We start from the raw sequence: 15,926 nt of genomic DNA on the forward strand, positions 1-15,926 counted from the left end.
TTAAAAGACCATCCTCCTAAAATTAGGGCTCAGCGAGTACTCGCTGAGCCTTTTTTCCCCATACCTTCTATCGATATGTAACATTTGTAAAATTGATTTACTCAATACTTATTAATCACCAAAATCCAACTCGATAATAATTCTCATTAACATCGGAGGTTTCGGTGAATTTTCAAACCGTATTTAAATTAAGCCCTATCGCAAGTGCTTTACTACTTGCCCCTCAGTTCAGTGTTGCAGCCCAATCGACTGTCAATGAACAGCCATCTAGCTATGAACAAGAAGCTAACTCGCAAGACGTTGAAGTAGTTGAAGTCATAGGGATGCTTTCCCCATCTTCAGACATCAATATTTCAATTGATGACTTAGATAAGCGACAAGCTCAAGATCTCAATGACATTTTCCGCCAAGAGTCTGAGATCAGCGTGGGTGGTTCTTCTGGTATTTCTCAAAAAATCTATGTACGTGGTCTTGAAGACACAATGCTGAATATTTCCATTGATGGAGCAGAACAATCAGGCAGCCTATTCCATCACCAAGGTCGATTATCTATTGAGCCAGAACTTCTTAAGCAAGTAGAAGTTGCTGCTGGTGCAGGGCGAGCAACCAATGGTCCAGGAGCATTAGGCGGTGCTATACGCTTTGAAACAAAAGATGCACATGACCTACTTCACCCTGGTGACAAATTCGGATCACAGATTAAAGCAGGTTACTACACAAACAACAACGGCTATAAAGGCACTGCCAGCCTATTTGGCGAAGTAGCAGAAGACATAGGTTTGCTTGCTTCATTCAGTTACGTTGACGGTGATGACATTGAAGATGGTAAAGGAGATGAACAACCCTACACCGCTCTTGAGCAAAAGATTGCCTTGCTAAAACTGTCTGGTCAGCTAACTGACACCCAACACGCTTCAATCAGCTATGACTACCGCGAAGATAACGGTCGCCGCCTTAACAGACCTCACTTCCAGCCAAGTTTCAAAAATGAGTCACTAAATCAAGAAGCTGAACGTCAAACAATCACGCTCAACCATAGTTACCGTGGTGGCGAAAAAATCAATATTGATTCAACGCTATACAATACTGATAACCGACTGGTCCATAAAGATCACCCTCGTTGGGGAACCACAGATGGCTCCATTAAAACGAATGGTGCGAAAGTCAGTAATACGGCTAATTTCTTAAACAACACGCTTATCTTCGGTGCTGACTACAAACAAGATGTAGCAGAGCTTATAACTGGATCTGGCGCAGCTAAGGCAGAAGATAAAGGCACAGTGTTCGGACTGTTCATTCAAGATGATTGGCATTTAACGCAAGCTCTAACACTTACCGCAGGTGCTCGTTACGATTGGTATGAACTGAAAGACAGCCAAGCTTTAGAGCTAGATGCAAGTGGCTTCAGTCCAAACGTTGGACTTGATTTCAAAGCAACGAATGACCTCAACCTTTTTGCTAGTTACGCACAAGCAATTCGTGGTCCGCAGATCAAAGAGCTTTACGTAGTAGACTACAAAGTCAATGATCCAAACCGTAAAGAAGAAACAGCCCACAACACCGAGCTAGGCGCAAAATATCAATATCAAAACTTCGTAGCTGGCGTGACATTCTTCTACAGCAAAATTGAAGATGTAGTCGGTAATGAAGGTCGTGCCATCACCAATATCGGTGATTTAGAAAACAAAGGTGCGACCGCTTATCTTGGTTATTCAATCGAAGATATTTCCGCTCGCTTAAGCTACAGCCAATCTCGACCAGAATTGAATGACGTACCACTTTCAGATAACGATATGAATATTGGTACATCTGTTGGTGACACTTGGGTAGCAGATATAGCTTACACACCAATGCATGACCTAGAGTTCGGCTGGAACGCAAAGTTTGTCGAACGATTAACTGATGTTGCCGACCCTGCGGTTAACCCGGAAAAACCAGGTTATGGTGTACATGATCTTTACGCACAATGGCTACCAATCAGTGATGAAGAACTTGTACTCACTATGACAGTGAAAAATGTCTTCGATAAGTACTACTATGACCATGCATCATACAGCCAATTTATCGGCAGTGTCGTGGCTCAGGGATACGCTAATGCAGGCCGAGATTTTCGATTCAACGTTAGCTACGCATTCTAAATTGTCTGTTTTCTCTTAGCTTCTTAGCTTCTTAGCTTCTTAGCTTCTTAGCTTCTTAGCCAAGATTAAAATACAAACCCGCACAGTCAATAATTATTGGTCGTGCGGGTTTTGAATTAAAGCAAGCGGACTCCCACCCTAAAACTTATAATTACGTCACTTTTTCATTAACTCAAAACTTACGATTCGAGAATTATCAGTGATTTGAGATATACTTAGATAAAATTAAATCTATAAATATCTCGTATGAATCTACAAAGAATCCTCTTACTTGCGGTAGTCAGCCTTTTCTCTGGTTGTGCAGTTTACGCTGGGCTTAATTTTAATGAGCTATTCGGAGAGCCAGAAGTCCGCGAGAGAACCGCTCCTTTCGTTTCGGTGCAAGCGCAACATTTTATCAATGAAGTAAAACCTATCATTGATAAACGATGCGTTGTTTGTCACGCCTGCTATGACGCTCCATGCCAGTTAAAAATGTCTTCTGTTGAAGGGATTGACCGTGGAGCAAGCAAAACGCTTGTGTATCAAGGGACACGTTTAAGCGCATCGACACCATCGCGGTTGTTTGAGGATGCAACCTCCACACAAGAATGGCGTGATGCCGATTTCCACCCGATCCTGAATGAACGTGAGCAAATTGCTTCTGCCAATTTAGATGCTGGTTTAGTTGCCCGTATGTTAGTTCAAAAAGAAAATCACCCACTGCCCGATGAAACACAGCTAAAAGGGTTTGATTTCGCGACAGACAGGCAGCAACAATGCCCAACCATTGAAGAGTTTGCTCAATACGAGAAAGATTACCCAACCTGGGGCATGCCTTATGGTATGCCTAACTTAGAATATTCTGAATACGATACCTTAATGGCTTGGTTGGAAAATGGTGCCACAATGAACGCACCAATGCCGTTAAATAAAGATGAGCAGCGACTGATTACTGAATATGAACAATGGCTTAACTACGGCGCAAATAAAAATCAACTTGCCGCCCGTTATATTTATGAACACCTATTTCTATCGCACCTTTACTTCTCTGAACTCAACGCACCAGCTCGTTTCTTTACCCTAGTCAGATCAGCAACTCCACCGGGTGAACCAGTGAAGCGAATCTCAACAAGACGTCCGTATGATGACCCTAAAGTTGAGCGTGTTTATTACCGTATCATCCCGGAACAAGGCACAATCGTTGATAAAACGCATATGCCTTTCGCACTTAATACATTACGTATAAGCAACTGGAAAAAGTGGTTTATTGATGCTTCCTACAGCGTTGATCAATTACCTAGCTACAACATTGATGTATCCGCAAACCCGATGACATCTTTTGAAGCGATCCCTGTTAAATCTCGTTTCAACTTTATGTTAGATAATGCACAAAATACGATAATGGCATTCATTAAGGGACCAGTCTGTCGCGGGCAACTCGCATTAAACGTAATTAATGACCGATTCTGGGTAGTATTTGTTGATCCTGAAAAAGCTGATTTACCTGAAATCAATGAATTTTATGCCAATCAAATAGAGAACCTAAAGCTACCAAGCGAGCTAGAAAGTAATACAGTTCCTGCTACCAATTGGGTGAAATACGCTGCTCAACAAGCGCGCTATTTAGATGCTAAATCAGAATTTTCGAACCAATGGTTTAAAGATGGTGACGGGCTAAATACAGATATCATTTGGACAGGTAACGGCACAAATGCCAATGCTGCCTTAACGGTATTCCGACACTTCGATAGTGCATCAGTAGTCCAAGGATTAGTCGGTACGCAACCCAAAACCGCTTGGGTACTAGACTATGCGCTTCTGGAGCGGATTCATTACTTATTGGTGGCAGGCTTTGACGTTTATGGAAACTTCGGTCACCAACTGATCACTAGAATGTTTATGGACTTCCTTAGATTAGAAGGTGAAAGTAACTTCTTAACTCTATTACCTAAAGAAGTTCGGCATATTGAACATTCAAGTTGGTACAAAGATCAGAGCCCTCAACTGAGTGATTTCTTACAACGAAATATCGCTCCTTTCGATCAACCGACCAGTGTTCAATACTCGACTGATGATCACAAATCAGAGCTTTACGGCATGATCAGGGAAAAACTAGATCCAGTACTATCTGATCGTTATAACATAGTGAATACTGGGTTTAGCGCTGAAATGGAAAAGCAATTACAGTCAATCAACGAGATCAAAGGGGAAGGTCTTCGCCAAGTCCCTCAACTCATGATGATAATGATCGAAGGTAAACAAGGCGGTGATCAGCTATTCACCCTAATACACAATAACGCGCACAGTAATATCTCAAGTTTATTTGATGAAGAAGGAAACCGAGATTACGCGAACGATGACTTAACCCTAGTTCGAGGTGTTGTAGGCAGTTACCCAGCGGCTTACTTATCACTTGTAGAAGCCGATATACCAGTATTGGTGAATTCATTAAAAAATATTTCTACTGAAGAAGATTACGTTAAGTTATTGGATAAATTTGCAATTCGCCGCAGCTCAAATGCATTCTGGCCATTCAGTGACCGTGTTCATCGTTGGTATCAAGACGATCAGCCGATCGAGTTCGGATTATTGGACTACAATCGTTTTGAGAATCGATAGACTCACGGGAGGATCCTATGAGAAGTAGAGAACACATCGAAGCTCTAGAACAGCAAATTTATATCGCTTTTTCTGAAGGCGATTACGAAACCGTTAACTTACTAGAAAATCAGATAGAGTTGTTAAGAGGAAAAGCTGAACATCCTTTTGATGACGACCCGAATGGGCCAGACTCTCCGATGTTCACTTCAGATAAGTGGTACTAGGATAATAACTGGTACTAGAGAGTACGATGATTTTCGATAGTGCTGCATCACTATAAAATCACCGTCGTAATATACAAAAAGCCCCAGAGCAATACGCGCTGGGGCTTTTTTATAGGTTCATTGCGGTTCAGCAAAACTAAATGTAATTTTTCAATTCACGAGATGAAGCATTCACTACAGCCTCAAGTTCCTTATTCTGCCTCTCATATTGATCCAAAGGCGAGTTACTTACCTCTATATCTCGACAAATAGAAAATAGCCTTAGCAAGCCTAAACTCCCTGCTGAACCTTTAAGCTTGTGTGCCAGAGATTTAACTTCTGCAGAATCTTCACACTGAGCAGCAGTACGTAAGCTTTCTAAAATTTCGTCACTACTCTGATCAAACAGCTCAATAATATGAGTAATCTGGTCTTGCCCTAATACAGCCAGGTCACTTTTAATGATTTCTGGGTTAATAATGTCCGTTGGATCTTCTGAATGCATCACTTTATCTCCTACCGTCCCATTAGCACCTGCATCGGCGTTATCATCAACACTCTCAGTTACATTTAAAAGATTGCTTGGTGGAAGATTCTCTTCTGCAGATTCCTCACCTTGAATTATTTGTGGAAGCAATAAAGCTTTGCCTGCTAACTGAGCAATAATAAGGTTTTCCAACGCTTCTTTTTCTAGTGGCTTAGGCAAAAAGCCATCAAAACCACTTGCTAAATACTCTTCAACTTCTTCATTAAAAACATGCGCGGATACAGCAATCATCGGAGTCGTCATAGTCTCTATTGACGTTAACTCTGGCTCTAACGGACTCGACTTTGTTCGATCGGATCTTAACTCTGAAGATGGCGTCTTTTTCTCACCTGCCAATAAACGCCCTTGTATGGCTTTCAGTTTCTTAATTAATTGTGTGCCATCACAATCAGGTAGGTTAATGTCAACTAAAGCTATATCAAACAGCTGTTCTTCAAAGATTGACTCGGCTTCATTACCCGTTGTTGCGACCACAACTTCATGACCTAAGTTTGTCAAAAAACCTTCTGCAACAATGCAGTTTACGGGGTTATCTTCAACCAAAAGAACTTTAGCTCTAACTGAATCCTTAACGACGGGCTTGGGTGTTGTTATTACTTCACCGTGCTCCATTGGCAATACAAACCAAAACTGGCTGCCTTCCCCTTCTTCTGAATGCACACCAATTTCACCTTTCATAGCGTTCATTATTCGTTGGCTGATGGCTAAGCCTAAACCAGTACCGCCTGTAGTGTTACGACCACTTTCTGTCTGAGAGAATGCATCAAATAAGCACTTTTGCTCGCTTGGTTTAATGCCAACGCCTGTATCAGACACTTCAAAGGCCACTTTTTGAGCATTATCTAAATCTAAGCTGATGAAGATATCGACCGAGCCTGACTCAGTAAACTTAATGGCGTTACCCACTAAATTGTTAAGTATCTGGCTGATCCGAGTAACATCACCTCGCCAGTATTTTTGAACATCACTTTCTATAAAGTAACTAAAATCGAGCCCTTTCTCTGCCGCTCTACCTTCCATCAGCTGGTAAGTATCTTGAACCATTTGGTGTAAATCAAATGATGACACTCGTATTTCAAGATGACCCGCTTCAATCTTCGAGTAATCCAATACATCATTCAAAATCGCTAATAAGTTTTTACCACTGCGGTTAATAATGTCTGCATATCCAGACTGCAACTTATCCAAACCAGTATCTTTTAGTAACCTTGCCGTACCCAGCACCCCATTCATAGGCGTCCGAATTTCATGGCTCATTGTCGCAAGAAATGCTGATTTGGCACGGCTGGCTTGCTCTGCTGAAGAGCGGGCTTTGGCGTGGTTAATCACCTCGACATTGAGCTTCTTATTCGTTTCCTGAAGTTGTACTGTTCGTTCAGTAATTAACTCTTCTAAGTGCTCTTTATGATCTTCTAACTCTCGCTTTGCTTTAGCTTCCCCAACCGCAACGACTTGTAGCGCTTGTGCGGTATTTCTAGCAGTAATTATGGCTTCGCCCATATGCGCCAACTCATCATTACCTTTTACCGTAATATCAATGTTCAAACGCCCCTGAGCAATAGAGAGCAACGCGGAAGAATATTCAGTTAAACGTTTGACCACTGAGATATACACCACTCGCCAAACAATCAAGGCAACAATAATAAGACCCACTACAGAAATCAGTGATAAAGACCATTGAGCATAGTTCAAGGTTGTCGTGAGCTCTTCAACCGCTTTAGTTGTACTTAAGTTTGAGTCATCCACCAGCTTGTTCACCGTCGTATTCAACTGTGAAAAAAGCTCTAGGGTATTGCGCATGAGAAACTCAGATTTTTGAGTATTTTCATACTGTTCTAACAGGATATTAAAAACGACTTGACGCTTCTCAAGCTTAATGAGTAACTCCGACATTTGAGCAGAACGAGTCGGGTCTTCTACTGCCCTCACTCGCCTCATCATAATTTTGAGATTAGATTCAAATTCAGCTTGGATTTGATGAATTCGTTCCACATTGGTTACGGTTTGAGTTTCTTCAATTTGGTTCAGCATTTTAAATGCCAACAAATGCAATTCATGTAGACGTTCAGAAAGATCTAAATCCACTTCCACCAATGCATCTAACGCTTGGTAGGCTTTATCGATTTTCTGAGATTCTAAAAGCGCATAAATATGAGTGACATTTGCGACCGCTATCGTACTGGTGTTCAATACTTGTGTACGGGTAAGTTGTTCTAACTCCTCTCCAAGCAATCGCATTTCCGAAACTCGCTCAGACAAGTCTTTTACAAGCCAAAGTTTCCGTTCTACTGACAGCCCAAGCTGAGCAAGGGTGTCTATTACATTTTGAACGTTGGTTTCCAAAGTGCTCAGCAATTCGGAATCAAATGAGTCAGAGCCTAACGCCTTAATATGAGTTAAAAGCAGCTCTAATTGTCCAAATAACTCGATACCTGCGGCTTTACGCTGCTGCTCATTTTTCGCATTTGAAAGCGTTTGTACCGAGGCAATAATACGGGTACTCAGCTCTGAAACCTGACGAGCTTCTATCATGGCGGGTAAAGCAGAATCCACAACGTTACGCTCAGTTTTTGCTACAAAACTGAACCCTGAAACTCCAATCAATGCAGAAAGGAGAACCAACATTGCCATGACTAAAAATGAAGCGAGCAATTTTCGCCCGATACTCGCGGAGGCTAACAACATATCACTTAAACCTTAAATCGTTCTTCTTTACCCATGCAGAATACGCTATATTTTGCAGTGTTTACTTATTCAATGCCAATAAACGGCCTTTTCATGCTAATCAAACGTTTTGCTTTACCGATTCTACTTTCCGTACTCTACTCATCGGCAGTTTTGGCTGTTAGCTTGAATACATCTACTGAACATGCCCCTCCTTTGCTTAATGCTACAGAAACAAATAAAGAAAAAATCTGTGCGATTTATCCACACCTAAAAGATTCTTATTGGCTATCCGTTAACTATGGCATGGTTTCGGAGGCTGAAAAGTTAGGTATTGAATTAAGAGTATTAGAAGCAGGCGGCTACCCAAATAAAGCAAAACAAGCCAAACAACTTGAATTATGTACGCGGTGGGGAGCGGATGCCATCATCCTTGGCACAGTATCTCCAGACGTATTTTATGACAACTTAAATACTTGGGTTGGCACAACACCTATTTTTGCCACAGTGAACGAGCTTTCTCTGAATGAAGAACAAAGCAAGTTGTTAAAAGGAGTCGTTGGGGTTGATTGGTATGTCATGGGCTACAAAGCCGGTGAGTATCTTGCTCAAAAACACCCTAAAGGCTCTGGGCAAACGAATATAGCGCTTCTTCTTGGTCCAAAATCCAGTGGCGGAACAAAACCAGTAGCGGCCGGTTTTTATGATGCAATCGAATTTAGTGACGTTAATATTGCTGTAAGCTACTGGGCTGATAATGATAAAGAGCTACAGCGAAATTTAGTGCAACAAGTCATTGATACTCCAGATATTAAATACATCGTTGGCAGCGCAGTGGCTATTGAAGCCGCGATAAGTGAAGTGAGAGCTGCCGACAAAATGCAAGATATCGGATTAATCTCTAGCTACTTGAGCCATGGAATTTATCGAGGGTTATTACGTAATAAGGTGTTATTTGCCCCAACAGACAAAATGGTAAAACAAGGTCGCCTATCCGTGATTCAAGCCGTTAAGTATTTGCGCTCAGAGCCATATCAGTTAAAAGAGACACCTAAAATTGAGTCTTTAACGCCTGATACGTTAAACAAAGAAACCATTGCAGATTCTTTATCGCCTTCGGCTTTTAGACCAGAATTTAGTGTAAACCAGTAGAGCATCACTATAGGTTCTCAACCTAATGAAGCCATTAATTTTTATATTTTATTTTGGCTTTTGGCTTTTGGCTTTTGGCTTTTGGCTTTTGGCTTTTGGCAATTATCGATAAAACGAAATAATCAAAAACAATACAATTTTAAATAATAAGAAACACACCAATAATTTAGGGAACATTCATGCAAAAAACGACTCGCACCTTGCCGGCGCACAAACATATAGCCTTAGTCGCACATGATAACTGCAAGCCGGAATTGCTAAGATGGGTAAAAGAAAATAAAGAAAAGCTTCAACGCCATTTCTTGTACGCAACAGGCACAACAGGCTCAATGCTGAGTAAAGATACCGGGCTTGCGATCAAAAGCATGATCAGCGGACCTATGGGTGGCGACCAACAACTTGGTGCACTTATTTCTGAAGGTAAGATCGATATGATGATCTTCTTCTGGGATCCACTGAATGCCGTTCCTCATGATCCAGATGTGAAAGCACTACTTAGAATCGCTAGTGTTTGGAACATCCCGGTGGCAACGAACCGTGCTACTGCCAACTTTTTATTCAGCTCTTCTTTACTTGAAGAAGAAAGCTCAATTGAAATTCCAGACTACGAAGCATATTTGGCAGAGAGAACTTAACCGTTTCACGCCTTATCTCTGATTTCTGGCTTCTAGCTTCTAGCTTCTAGCTTCTAGCTTCTCAACGTACTCGCTTAGTAAGCTCCAGAAACTAAAAAAGCGTACTGACGGTTAGTCACTACGCTTTTTATCGATGATAAATCAGTTTACTAAGGGTTACTTCTCTAGCATTGCCAATTTGTCCGCAACACCATTCCATTTATCCGCATCGTCCATCGCTGGCTTCACTTCAGTTTGTACTGGCCAAAGTTCAGCAAGCTCGGCATTTACCTCGATAAAAATCTTTTGATCTTCTGGTAACTCATCTTCTTGGAAAATGGCTTGTGCGTCACACTCAGGGACACATAAACCGCAATCAATGCATTCAATTGGATTAATGACCATAAAGTTAGGGCCTTCATGAAACGCATCAGCAGGGCATACCGCCACACAATCAGTGTATTTACATTGTATACAATTATCGCCTACGACAAACGCCATGATAAAAAGCTCTTAAGTTAGTCAAAAATTAAAGAATGGGGATAATACTCATCCCAAAACAAAATTCAACATTATGTGGAATGAATATTCACTCAAATTGCCGTCTACTTCCAATTTAGTATGACAGACAAATCAACTTAACGTAAAATGCGCGCCATTGTGAGCCTTACTGCTTTCTGCATAAACGAATTCTAAATAAGCGAATTGTTTACCGCTAGAAAACGTAAAGCTAAGACACCTATTAAAACGAGACATCAGCATGATACGTTTAACCGAAATTAAACTTCCTCTAAACCACGAACAAGAAGCTATTCAAGCGACTATCACCAAGAAGCTAGGTATTAGCGATGAGCAAGTTCTGTCTTATAACATCTTTAAACGTGGCTATGATGCTCGTAAAAAATCTAAAATTCTTCTGATCTATACACTTGATGTAGAAGTTGAGAATGAAGAAGCACTACTTGAAGAATTCATCAGCGATCCTCATGTAAAAGTCACTCCGGATATGGAATACAAATTCGTCGCTAAAGCGCCTACCGTTCAGCAAGAGCGCCCAGTGGTTATTGGCTTTGGTCCATGTGGTTTGTTTGCGGGTTTGATTTTAGCTCAAATGGGCTTCAACCCAATCATTGTTGAGCGTGGTAAAGAAGTTCGTGAACGTACTAAAGACACATTTGGTTTCTGGCGTAAACGTACACTAAACACAGAATCTAACGTTCAGTTTGGTGAAGGTGGCGCGGGTACATTCTCAGACGGCAAACTGTACAGCCAAGTGAAAGATCCTAAACATTACGGCCGTAAAGTGATTGAAGAATTCGTTGCAGCAGGCGCACCTGAAGAAATTTTATACGTAAGCAAGCCGCATATTGGTACTTTTAAGCTGGTGACCATGATCGAAAAAATGCGTGCAAACATCATTGCACTAGGTGGTGAGATCCGCTTCAGTACGCGCGTGGATGACTTACATATGGAAGACGGTCAAATTACAGGTCTAACGCTTTCAAATGGTGAAGAAATCAAAACTCGTCACGTAGTATTGGCTGTTGGTCATAGTGCTCGTGATACTTTCGAAATGCTTAATGACCGTGGTGTGTACATGGAAGCGAAGCCTTTCTCAGTCGGTTTCCGTATTGAACACAAGCAATCCATGATTGATGAAGCTCGTTTTGGTAAAAACGCAGGTAACCCTATCCTTGGCGCTGCCGATTACAAGCTGGTTCACCACTGTGAGAATGGTCGTACCGTTTACAGCTTCTGTATGTGTCCAGGTGGTACGGTAGTAGCCGCGACATCTGAAGAAGGTCGCGTTGTTACCAATGGTATGAGTCAGTACTCGCGTGCCGAGCGTAATGCAAACAGTGCGATTGTTGTTGGTATCGACCCTGAGCGTGACTACCCAGGTGACGCACTTGCTGGTATTCGCTTACAACGTGAATTAGAAGCAGGTGCTTATGTGCTTGGTGGAGAGAACTACGATGCTCCTGCTCAGAAAATCGGTGATTTCTTAAAAGGTCGTGATCCAAGTGATATTAAAGAAAATGGTGTTGCTCCTTCATTTACTCCAGGCATCAAACTGACTGATATTTCTAAAGCACTGCCTGATTTCGCGATTGAAGCTATTCGTGAAGCTATCCCTGCATTTGAAAAGAAAATCAAAGGTTTCTCTTCTGAAGATGGTTTGCTGACTGGTGTCGAGACTCGTACTTCATCTCCAGTTTGCATTAAGCGTGGTAAAGACTTCCAAAGCATCAACCTAAAAGGTTTCTACCCAGCTGGTGAAGGCGCAGGTTACGCAGGCGGAATTCTTTCTGCAGGTATCGACGGAATCAAAGCTGCGGAAGCGTTAGCCATTTCAATGGTTGAACAAGCTCAAGCAGAAGAAACAGAGACGGCTTAAGTTTTAGTTTCAGTAAGATGTATCTAGAAAAAATTAAATCCAGAGCCTAAAAGCTCTGGATTTTTTGTTAGGTGCAATTTGTTAAGTCTTAGCTGATAAAACTAAAAGATAGAGAAATTCTATCTACGCTTTGACTTACCTCTAACTCTAACCTTAGTCCAAATATTAATACTTCTCAGGAACAAATGTTTGCTCTTCAAGCGGCGCTCGGATGTAACCATCTTTGTTGATTTCAGGTAGTTCGATGTCTGGGTAAGCAATATCCTGATACTCAATTTGTTCCAGAAGATGACTGATACAATTTAAACGAGCCTTTTTCTTATCATCAGATGGCACAACCCACCATGGACACTGTTTGGTGTCTGTATAAGCAAACATTTTATCTTTTGCTTCAGAGTACTCCGCCCAACGGTTACGCGACTCTAAATCCATAGGGCTAAACTTCCAGCGTTTTATCGGTGTATCGATACGCTCTAAAAAGCGTTTCTCTTGTTCTTCATCGGAAACAGAAAACCAGTATTTCAGTAAAATAATGCCTGAACGCTGCAACATACGTTCGAACTCAGGGCAAGATCGAAGAAATTCTTCATATTGCTCTTGGGTACAAAATTCCATGACTTTTTCAACGCCAGCTCGGTTATACCAACTGCGATCAAATAAGACCATTTCTCCTGCACTAGGAAGGTGAGAAACGTAACGTTGAAAATACCACTGCGTTTTTTCTTTTTCTGTTGGGGCTGGTAACGCTGAAATACGACAAATTCGAGGGTTAAGCTTTTCTGTAATTCGCTTAATTACCCCACCTTTACCTGCCGCGTCTCGTCCTTCAAAGATCACCACAACTTTGAGCCCTTCTTGCTTGACCCATTCTTGTAATTTAACCAATTCGACCTGTAAACGTTCTAGCTCTTTTTCATAGAACTTTTTATCTAGTTTGCTTTTACCCATAGAACACTCCTTTTCTATAAAAAGGTTAGCACGAGCTGCCAGAGTACGAGACTATTTAAGCTGAAAAATTAGTCAATATAACGGCTTGGTAGCAGGCTTCTTGAATATAGAGCACTAGGCAGACACATAATAGCCATTGAATGGATTTGTTTGATTGAACAGCCCGAGTATTGCTAGCGGTATCAAGGCAACATGGTAGAATGCAGCCATTCTTCTTATCATCGTATAAGACAGTTCCATCTATTCAACACGTTGAGATACCTATGCCATTTTCCAAACTTGGATTAAGCTCCCCTATTGTTAAAGCCGTTACTAAACAAGGCTACGAAAAACCGACTTCAATTCAAGAAAAAGCCATTCCGATCGTTCTATCTGGTAAAAACCTAATTGCGGCAGCGCAGACGGGGACAGGTAAAACGGCGAGCTTTGTTCTGCCTATTTTAGAAATGCTCAGCAAAGGTGAAACTCAACGTAAAAAACGCATTCGTGCGGTGATCTTAACGCCAACACGTGAACTTGCGATTCAAGTTGAACAAAACATCAACAAGTATTCGAAATTCCTAAACCTAACATCCCTAGCGATGTACGGTGGCGTTTCTTATCAGCATCAAAAAGATCGCCTGATCGAAGGTGTCGACATTCTAGTAGCAACACCTGGTCGCCTTATCGACATGTACGGTCAAAGAGCTGTGCATTTTGATGAAGTAGAAGTGCTAGTACTAGATGAAGCAGATCGCATGCTGGATATGGGCTTCATTGAAGACATCAACAAGATCATTGCTCGCTTACCACAAGACATTCAAAACCTGCTGTTCTCTGCAACCTTGTCGACACCTGTTCGCGCTCTTGCGAAAAGTGCGATCAGTGAAGCAGAAGAGATCTCGATTGCGAAAACAGACGCGTCTAAAGCGAATATTGAACAGTGGTTAGTGACTGTTGATAAAGATCGTAAATCGGCACTGTTGAGCCACATGATCACCGATGGTGAATGGGATCAAGCGCTAATCTTCATTGAAACCAAGCATGGCGCGGCAAAACTTGTTGCTCAGCTAGAAAAGCGTGGCATTCAAGCAGAAGCATTCCACAGTGGACGAAGCCAAGCGATTCGCGAAAAAATTCTCGCGGATTTCAAAAAAGGTCGTTTAAAATTCCTAGTAGCAACTGGTGTTGCTGCTCGTGGTATTGATATAGATAACCTAACCCGCGTAGTGAACTATGACATGCCCTTCCCTGCAGATGATTATGTGCATCGAATTGGTCGTACTGGTCGTGCTGATGCCTCTGGTGAAGCGATTTCATTCTTATCAAAAGATAACTTCAAAAACTTGTGCATCATCGAAAAGCGCCTTGGTCACTTAATTGAACGTCGCGTTATTGAAGGTTTTGAACCTCGAAAAGAAGTGCCAATTTCTGTACTTAACTTTGTGCCAAAACACAAAAGAGATGCTCAAAACTCACAAGACTAAAGATCTTAAAATAAATATTATTGAGTCTTGAGTTAAAAGAGAAAGGCGAAGTGCTTAACCACTTCGCCTTTAATTTAGGTAGTATTATGATCACACCCATCGCTGTTCGCCTCACCAGAGGTCAAGATTTAAAATTAGAGATCCAACGTCTAGTCACTAACAACCAAATAAAAGCAGGCTCTATCGCTTCCTGCGTAGGCTGCGTTTCTCAGCTCAATATTCGCCTCGCAAACGCCGAATTCACGAAGACGTTAACGGCCCCTTTTGAAATTGTTTCCGTGATGGGTACGCTGACAGAATCTCATCAACATATTCATATTTCAGCAGCCGACGAAAACGGTAATGTTATTGGTGGACACTTACTTGAAGGAACCATTGTTTCCCACACTGCAGAGTTAATCATCCACCGCTATGACAATATGACGTTTTCACGAGAACCTGACTCTTCCACAGGGTATACTGAGCTTGTTATTACTTAACATCACCCCAGCCACACACTTACTAACTATTTACCTCTGAGCTTAGGAGCATTTTGTGTCCACACCTTTAGCAAACACCGTTATTGTCCTCGATTTCGAAACGACTGGATTATCGCCAAACATGGGTGATAGAGCCATTGAAATTGGTGCGGTTCGTCTAGTGGATGGAAAAGTAACAGACACTTTCCAGCAGTTAATGAACCCTGGGTTCAGAGTGAGCGGGTTTATTGAGAACTACACAGGCATTACTAATAATATGCTTAGAACCGCGCCAAGTTGTGAGGAGGTAATGAGTGAGTTTGCTGACTTCATCCAAGATAGCTGCTTAGTTGCTCATAATGCATCATTTGATAAACGCTTCTTAGATGCCGAATTGGATCTGATTGGAAAAGGTTACAGTGGTGAGTTTGCTTGTTCAATGCTGATTGCCCGAAGGCTAGTGCAAGACTCCCCAACCCACAAGTTAGGTGATCTCGTCCGTTTTTTAAATATAGACAATGATGGAGTATTCCACAGAGCGTTAGCCGATTCGGAAATGACTGCAAAGTTATGGTTAGCGATGCTTCAAGACATGAGTACTACTTACCAAATCGACAATCCCAGCTTTAAACTAATGCAAAAAATTGGAAAAACAACTAAGGCTGCAGTGCCACGTTTACTTCGAAGCGCTTAATTACGTATTACAACCAAGCGTGTATAAGCTAAAAGGGTATAAGCTAAGTTTTAAAGAAAGC

12 protein-coding genes are annotated in these 15,926 nt (G+C 41.7%); 9 read left to right on the forward strand and 3 right to left on the reverse strand.

The window, feature by feature from the left end; all coding sequences use genetic code 11:
• Positions 1-164 precede the first annotated feature (164 nt).
• The 3 genes from L4C37_RS04035 (at position 165) to L4C37_RS04045 (ending at position 4,945) form a co-directional block, all read left to right on the forward strand.
• Positions 165-2,138 (forward strand): TonB-dependent receptor domain-containing protein, encoded by a 1,974-nt coding sequence (locus L4C37_RS04035; protein ID WP_137373774.1) that lies wholly within the window; start codon positions 165-167, stop codon positions 2,136-2,138.
• 246 nt (positions 2,139-2,384) lie between these two features.
• The gene (locus tag L4C37_RS04040; protein WP_429767950.1) at positions 2,385-4,739 is read left to right on the forward strand and encodes a fatty acid cis/trans isomerase; all 2,355 of its coding nucleotides are present in this window, start codon (positions 2,385-2,387) and stop codon (positions 4,737-4,739) included.
• Between the two features lie 17 nt (positions 4,740-4,756).
• Positions 4,757-4,945 carry a hypothetical protein gene (locus L4C37_RS04045; RefSeq protein ID WP_137373772.1) on the forward strand — a complete coding sequence of 63 codons (189 nt, stop codon included), beginning with the start codon at positions 4,757-4,759 and terminating at the stop codon, positions 4,943-4,945.
• 136 nt (positions 4,946-5,081) lie between these two features.
• Here the strand turns inward: L4C37_RS04045 and torS are convergent, their stop codons facing one another.
• Complete coding sequence (gene torS / locus L4C37_RS04050) at positions 5,082-8,156, reverse strand: TMAO reductase system sensor histidine kinase/response regulator TorS (protein ID WP_137373771.1); 3,075 nt, start codon at positions 8,154-8,156, stop codon at positions 5,082-5,084.
• Between the two features lie 93 nt (positions 8,157-8,249).
• Between torS and torT the strand changes: the two genes are divergently transcribed.
• Positions 8,250-9,287, forward strand: a complete 1,038-nt coding sequence (gene torT / locus L4C37_RS04055; RefSeq protein ID WP_429767951.1) for a TMAO reductase system periplasmic protein TorT — start codon at positions 8,250-8,252, stop codon at positions 9,285-9,287.
• Between the two features lie 179 nt (positions 9,288-9,466).
• The gene (locus tag L4C37_RS04060) at positions 9,467-9,922 is read left to right on the forward strand and encodes a methylglyoxal synthase (protein WP_137373769.1); all 456 of its coding nucleotides are present in this window, start codon (positions 9,467-9,469) and stop codon (positions 9,920-9,922) included.
• A 156-nt stretch (positions 9,923-10,078) separates the two neighbouring features.
• On the opposite strand, the gene fdxA is transcribed toward L4C37_RS04060, so the two are convergent.
• Positions 10,079-10,402, reverse strand: coding sequence for a ferredoxin FdxA (gene fdxA / locus L4C37_RS04065; RefSeq protein ID WP_273293702.1), 324 nt, complete (start codon positions 10,400-10,402; stop codon positions 10,079-10,081).
• 259 nt (positions 10,403-10,661) lie between these two features.
• Between fdxA and L4C37_RS04070 the strand changes: the two genes are divergently transcribed.
• Positions 10,662-12,299: an NAD(P)/FAD-dependent oxidoreductase gene (locus tag L4C37_RS04070; RefSeq protein ID WP_429767952.1), complete on the forward strand. Its 1,638-nt coding sequence runs from the start codon at positions 10,662-10,664 to the stop codon at positions 12,297-12,299.
• Between the two features lie 165 nt (positions 12,300-12,464).
• Here L4C37_RS04070 and ppk2 read toward each other — a convergent pair whose 3' ends face one another.
• Positions 12,465-13,247: a polyphosphate kinase 2 gene (gene ppk2 / locus L4C37_RS04075; protein WP_429767953.1), complete on the reverse strand. Its 783-nt coding sequence runs from the start codon at positions 13,245-13,247 to the stop codon at positions 12,465-12,467.
• 263 nt (positions 13,248-13,510) lie between these two features.
• Between ppk2 and L4C37_RS04080 the strand changes: the two genes are divergently transcribed.
• The 3 genes from L4C37_RS04080 (at position 13,511) to L4C37_RS04090 (ending at position 15,865) form a co-directional block, all read left to right on the forward strand.
• The gene (locus L4C37_RS04080; protein WP_137373765.1) at positions 13,511-14,713 is read left to right on the forward strand and encodes a DEAD/DEAH box helicase; all 1,203 of its coding nucleotides are present in this window, start codon (positions 13,511-13,513) and stop codon (positions 14,711-14,713) included.
• 86 nt (positions 14,714-14,799) lie between these two features.
• On the forward strand, positions 14,800-15,192 hold the full coding sequence (locus L4C37_RS04085) for a PPC domain-containing DNA-binding protein (protein ID WP_429767954.1): 393 nt from the start codon (positions 14,800-14,802) through the stop codon (positions 15,190-15,192).
• A gap of 55 nt (positions 15,193-15,247) precedes the next feature.
• Positions 15,248-15,865, forward strand: a complete 618-nt coding sequence (locus L4C37_RS04090) for a 3'-5' exonuclease (RefSeq protein WP_273293699.1) — start codon at positions 15,248-15,250, stop codon at positions 15,863-15,865.
• Positions 15,866-15,926 lie beyond the last annotated feature (61 nt).

Source organism: Vibrio kagoshimensis, from assembly GCF_050337535.1.
Taxonomy (GTDB): domain Bacteria; phylum Pseudomonadota; class Gammaproteobacteria; order Enterobacterales; family Vibrionaceae; genus Vibrio; species Vibrio gallaecicus.

Coding starts and splice junctions, on each gene's coding strand:
- L4C37_RS04040 (WP_429767950.1), top strand. CDS start 2,385: ATGAATCTACAAAGAATCCTCTTACTTGCGGTAGTCAGCCTTTTCTCT.
- L4C37_RS04045 (WP_137373772.1), top strand. CDS start 4,757: ATGAGAAGTAGAGAACACATCGAAGCTCTAGAACAGCAAATTTATATC.
- torS (WP_137373771.1), bottom strand. CDS start 8,156: ATGTTGTTAGCCTCCGCGAGTATCGGGCGAAAATTGCTCGCTTCATTT.
- torT (WP_429767951.1), top strand. CDS start 8,250: ATGCTAATCAAACGTTTTGCTTTACCGATTCTACTTTCCGTACTCTAC.
- L4C37_RS04060 (WP_137373769.1), top strand. CDS start 9,467: ATGCAAAAAACGACTCGCACCTTGCCGGCGCACAAACATATAGCCTTA.
- fdxA (WP_273293702.1), bottom strand. CDS start 10,402: ATGGCGTTTGTCGTAGGCGATAATTGTATACAATGTAAATACACTGAT.
- L4C37_RS04070 (WP_429767952.1), top strand. CDS start 10,662: ATGATACGTTTAACCGAAATTAAACTTCCTCTAAACCACGAACAAGAA.
- ppk2 (WP_429767953.1), bottom strand. CDS start 13,247: ATGGGTAAAAGCAAACTAGATAAAAAGTTCTATGAAAAAGAGCTAGAA.
- L4C37_RS04080 (WP_137373765.1), top strand. CDS start 13,511: ATGCCATTTTCCAAACTTGGATTAAGCTCCCCTATTGTTAAAGCCGTT.
- L4C37_RS04085 (WP_429767954.1), top strand. CDS start 14,800: ATGATCACACCCATCGCTGTTCGCCTCACCAGAGGTCAAGATTTAAAA.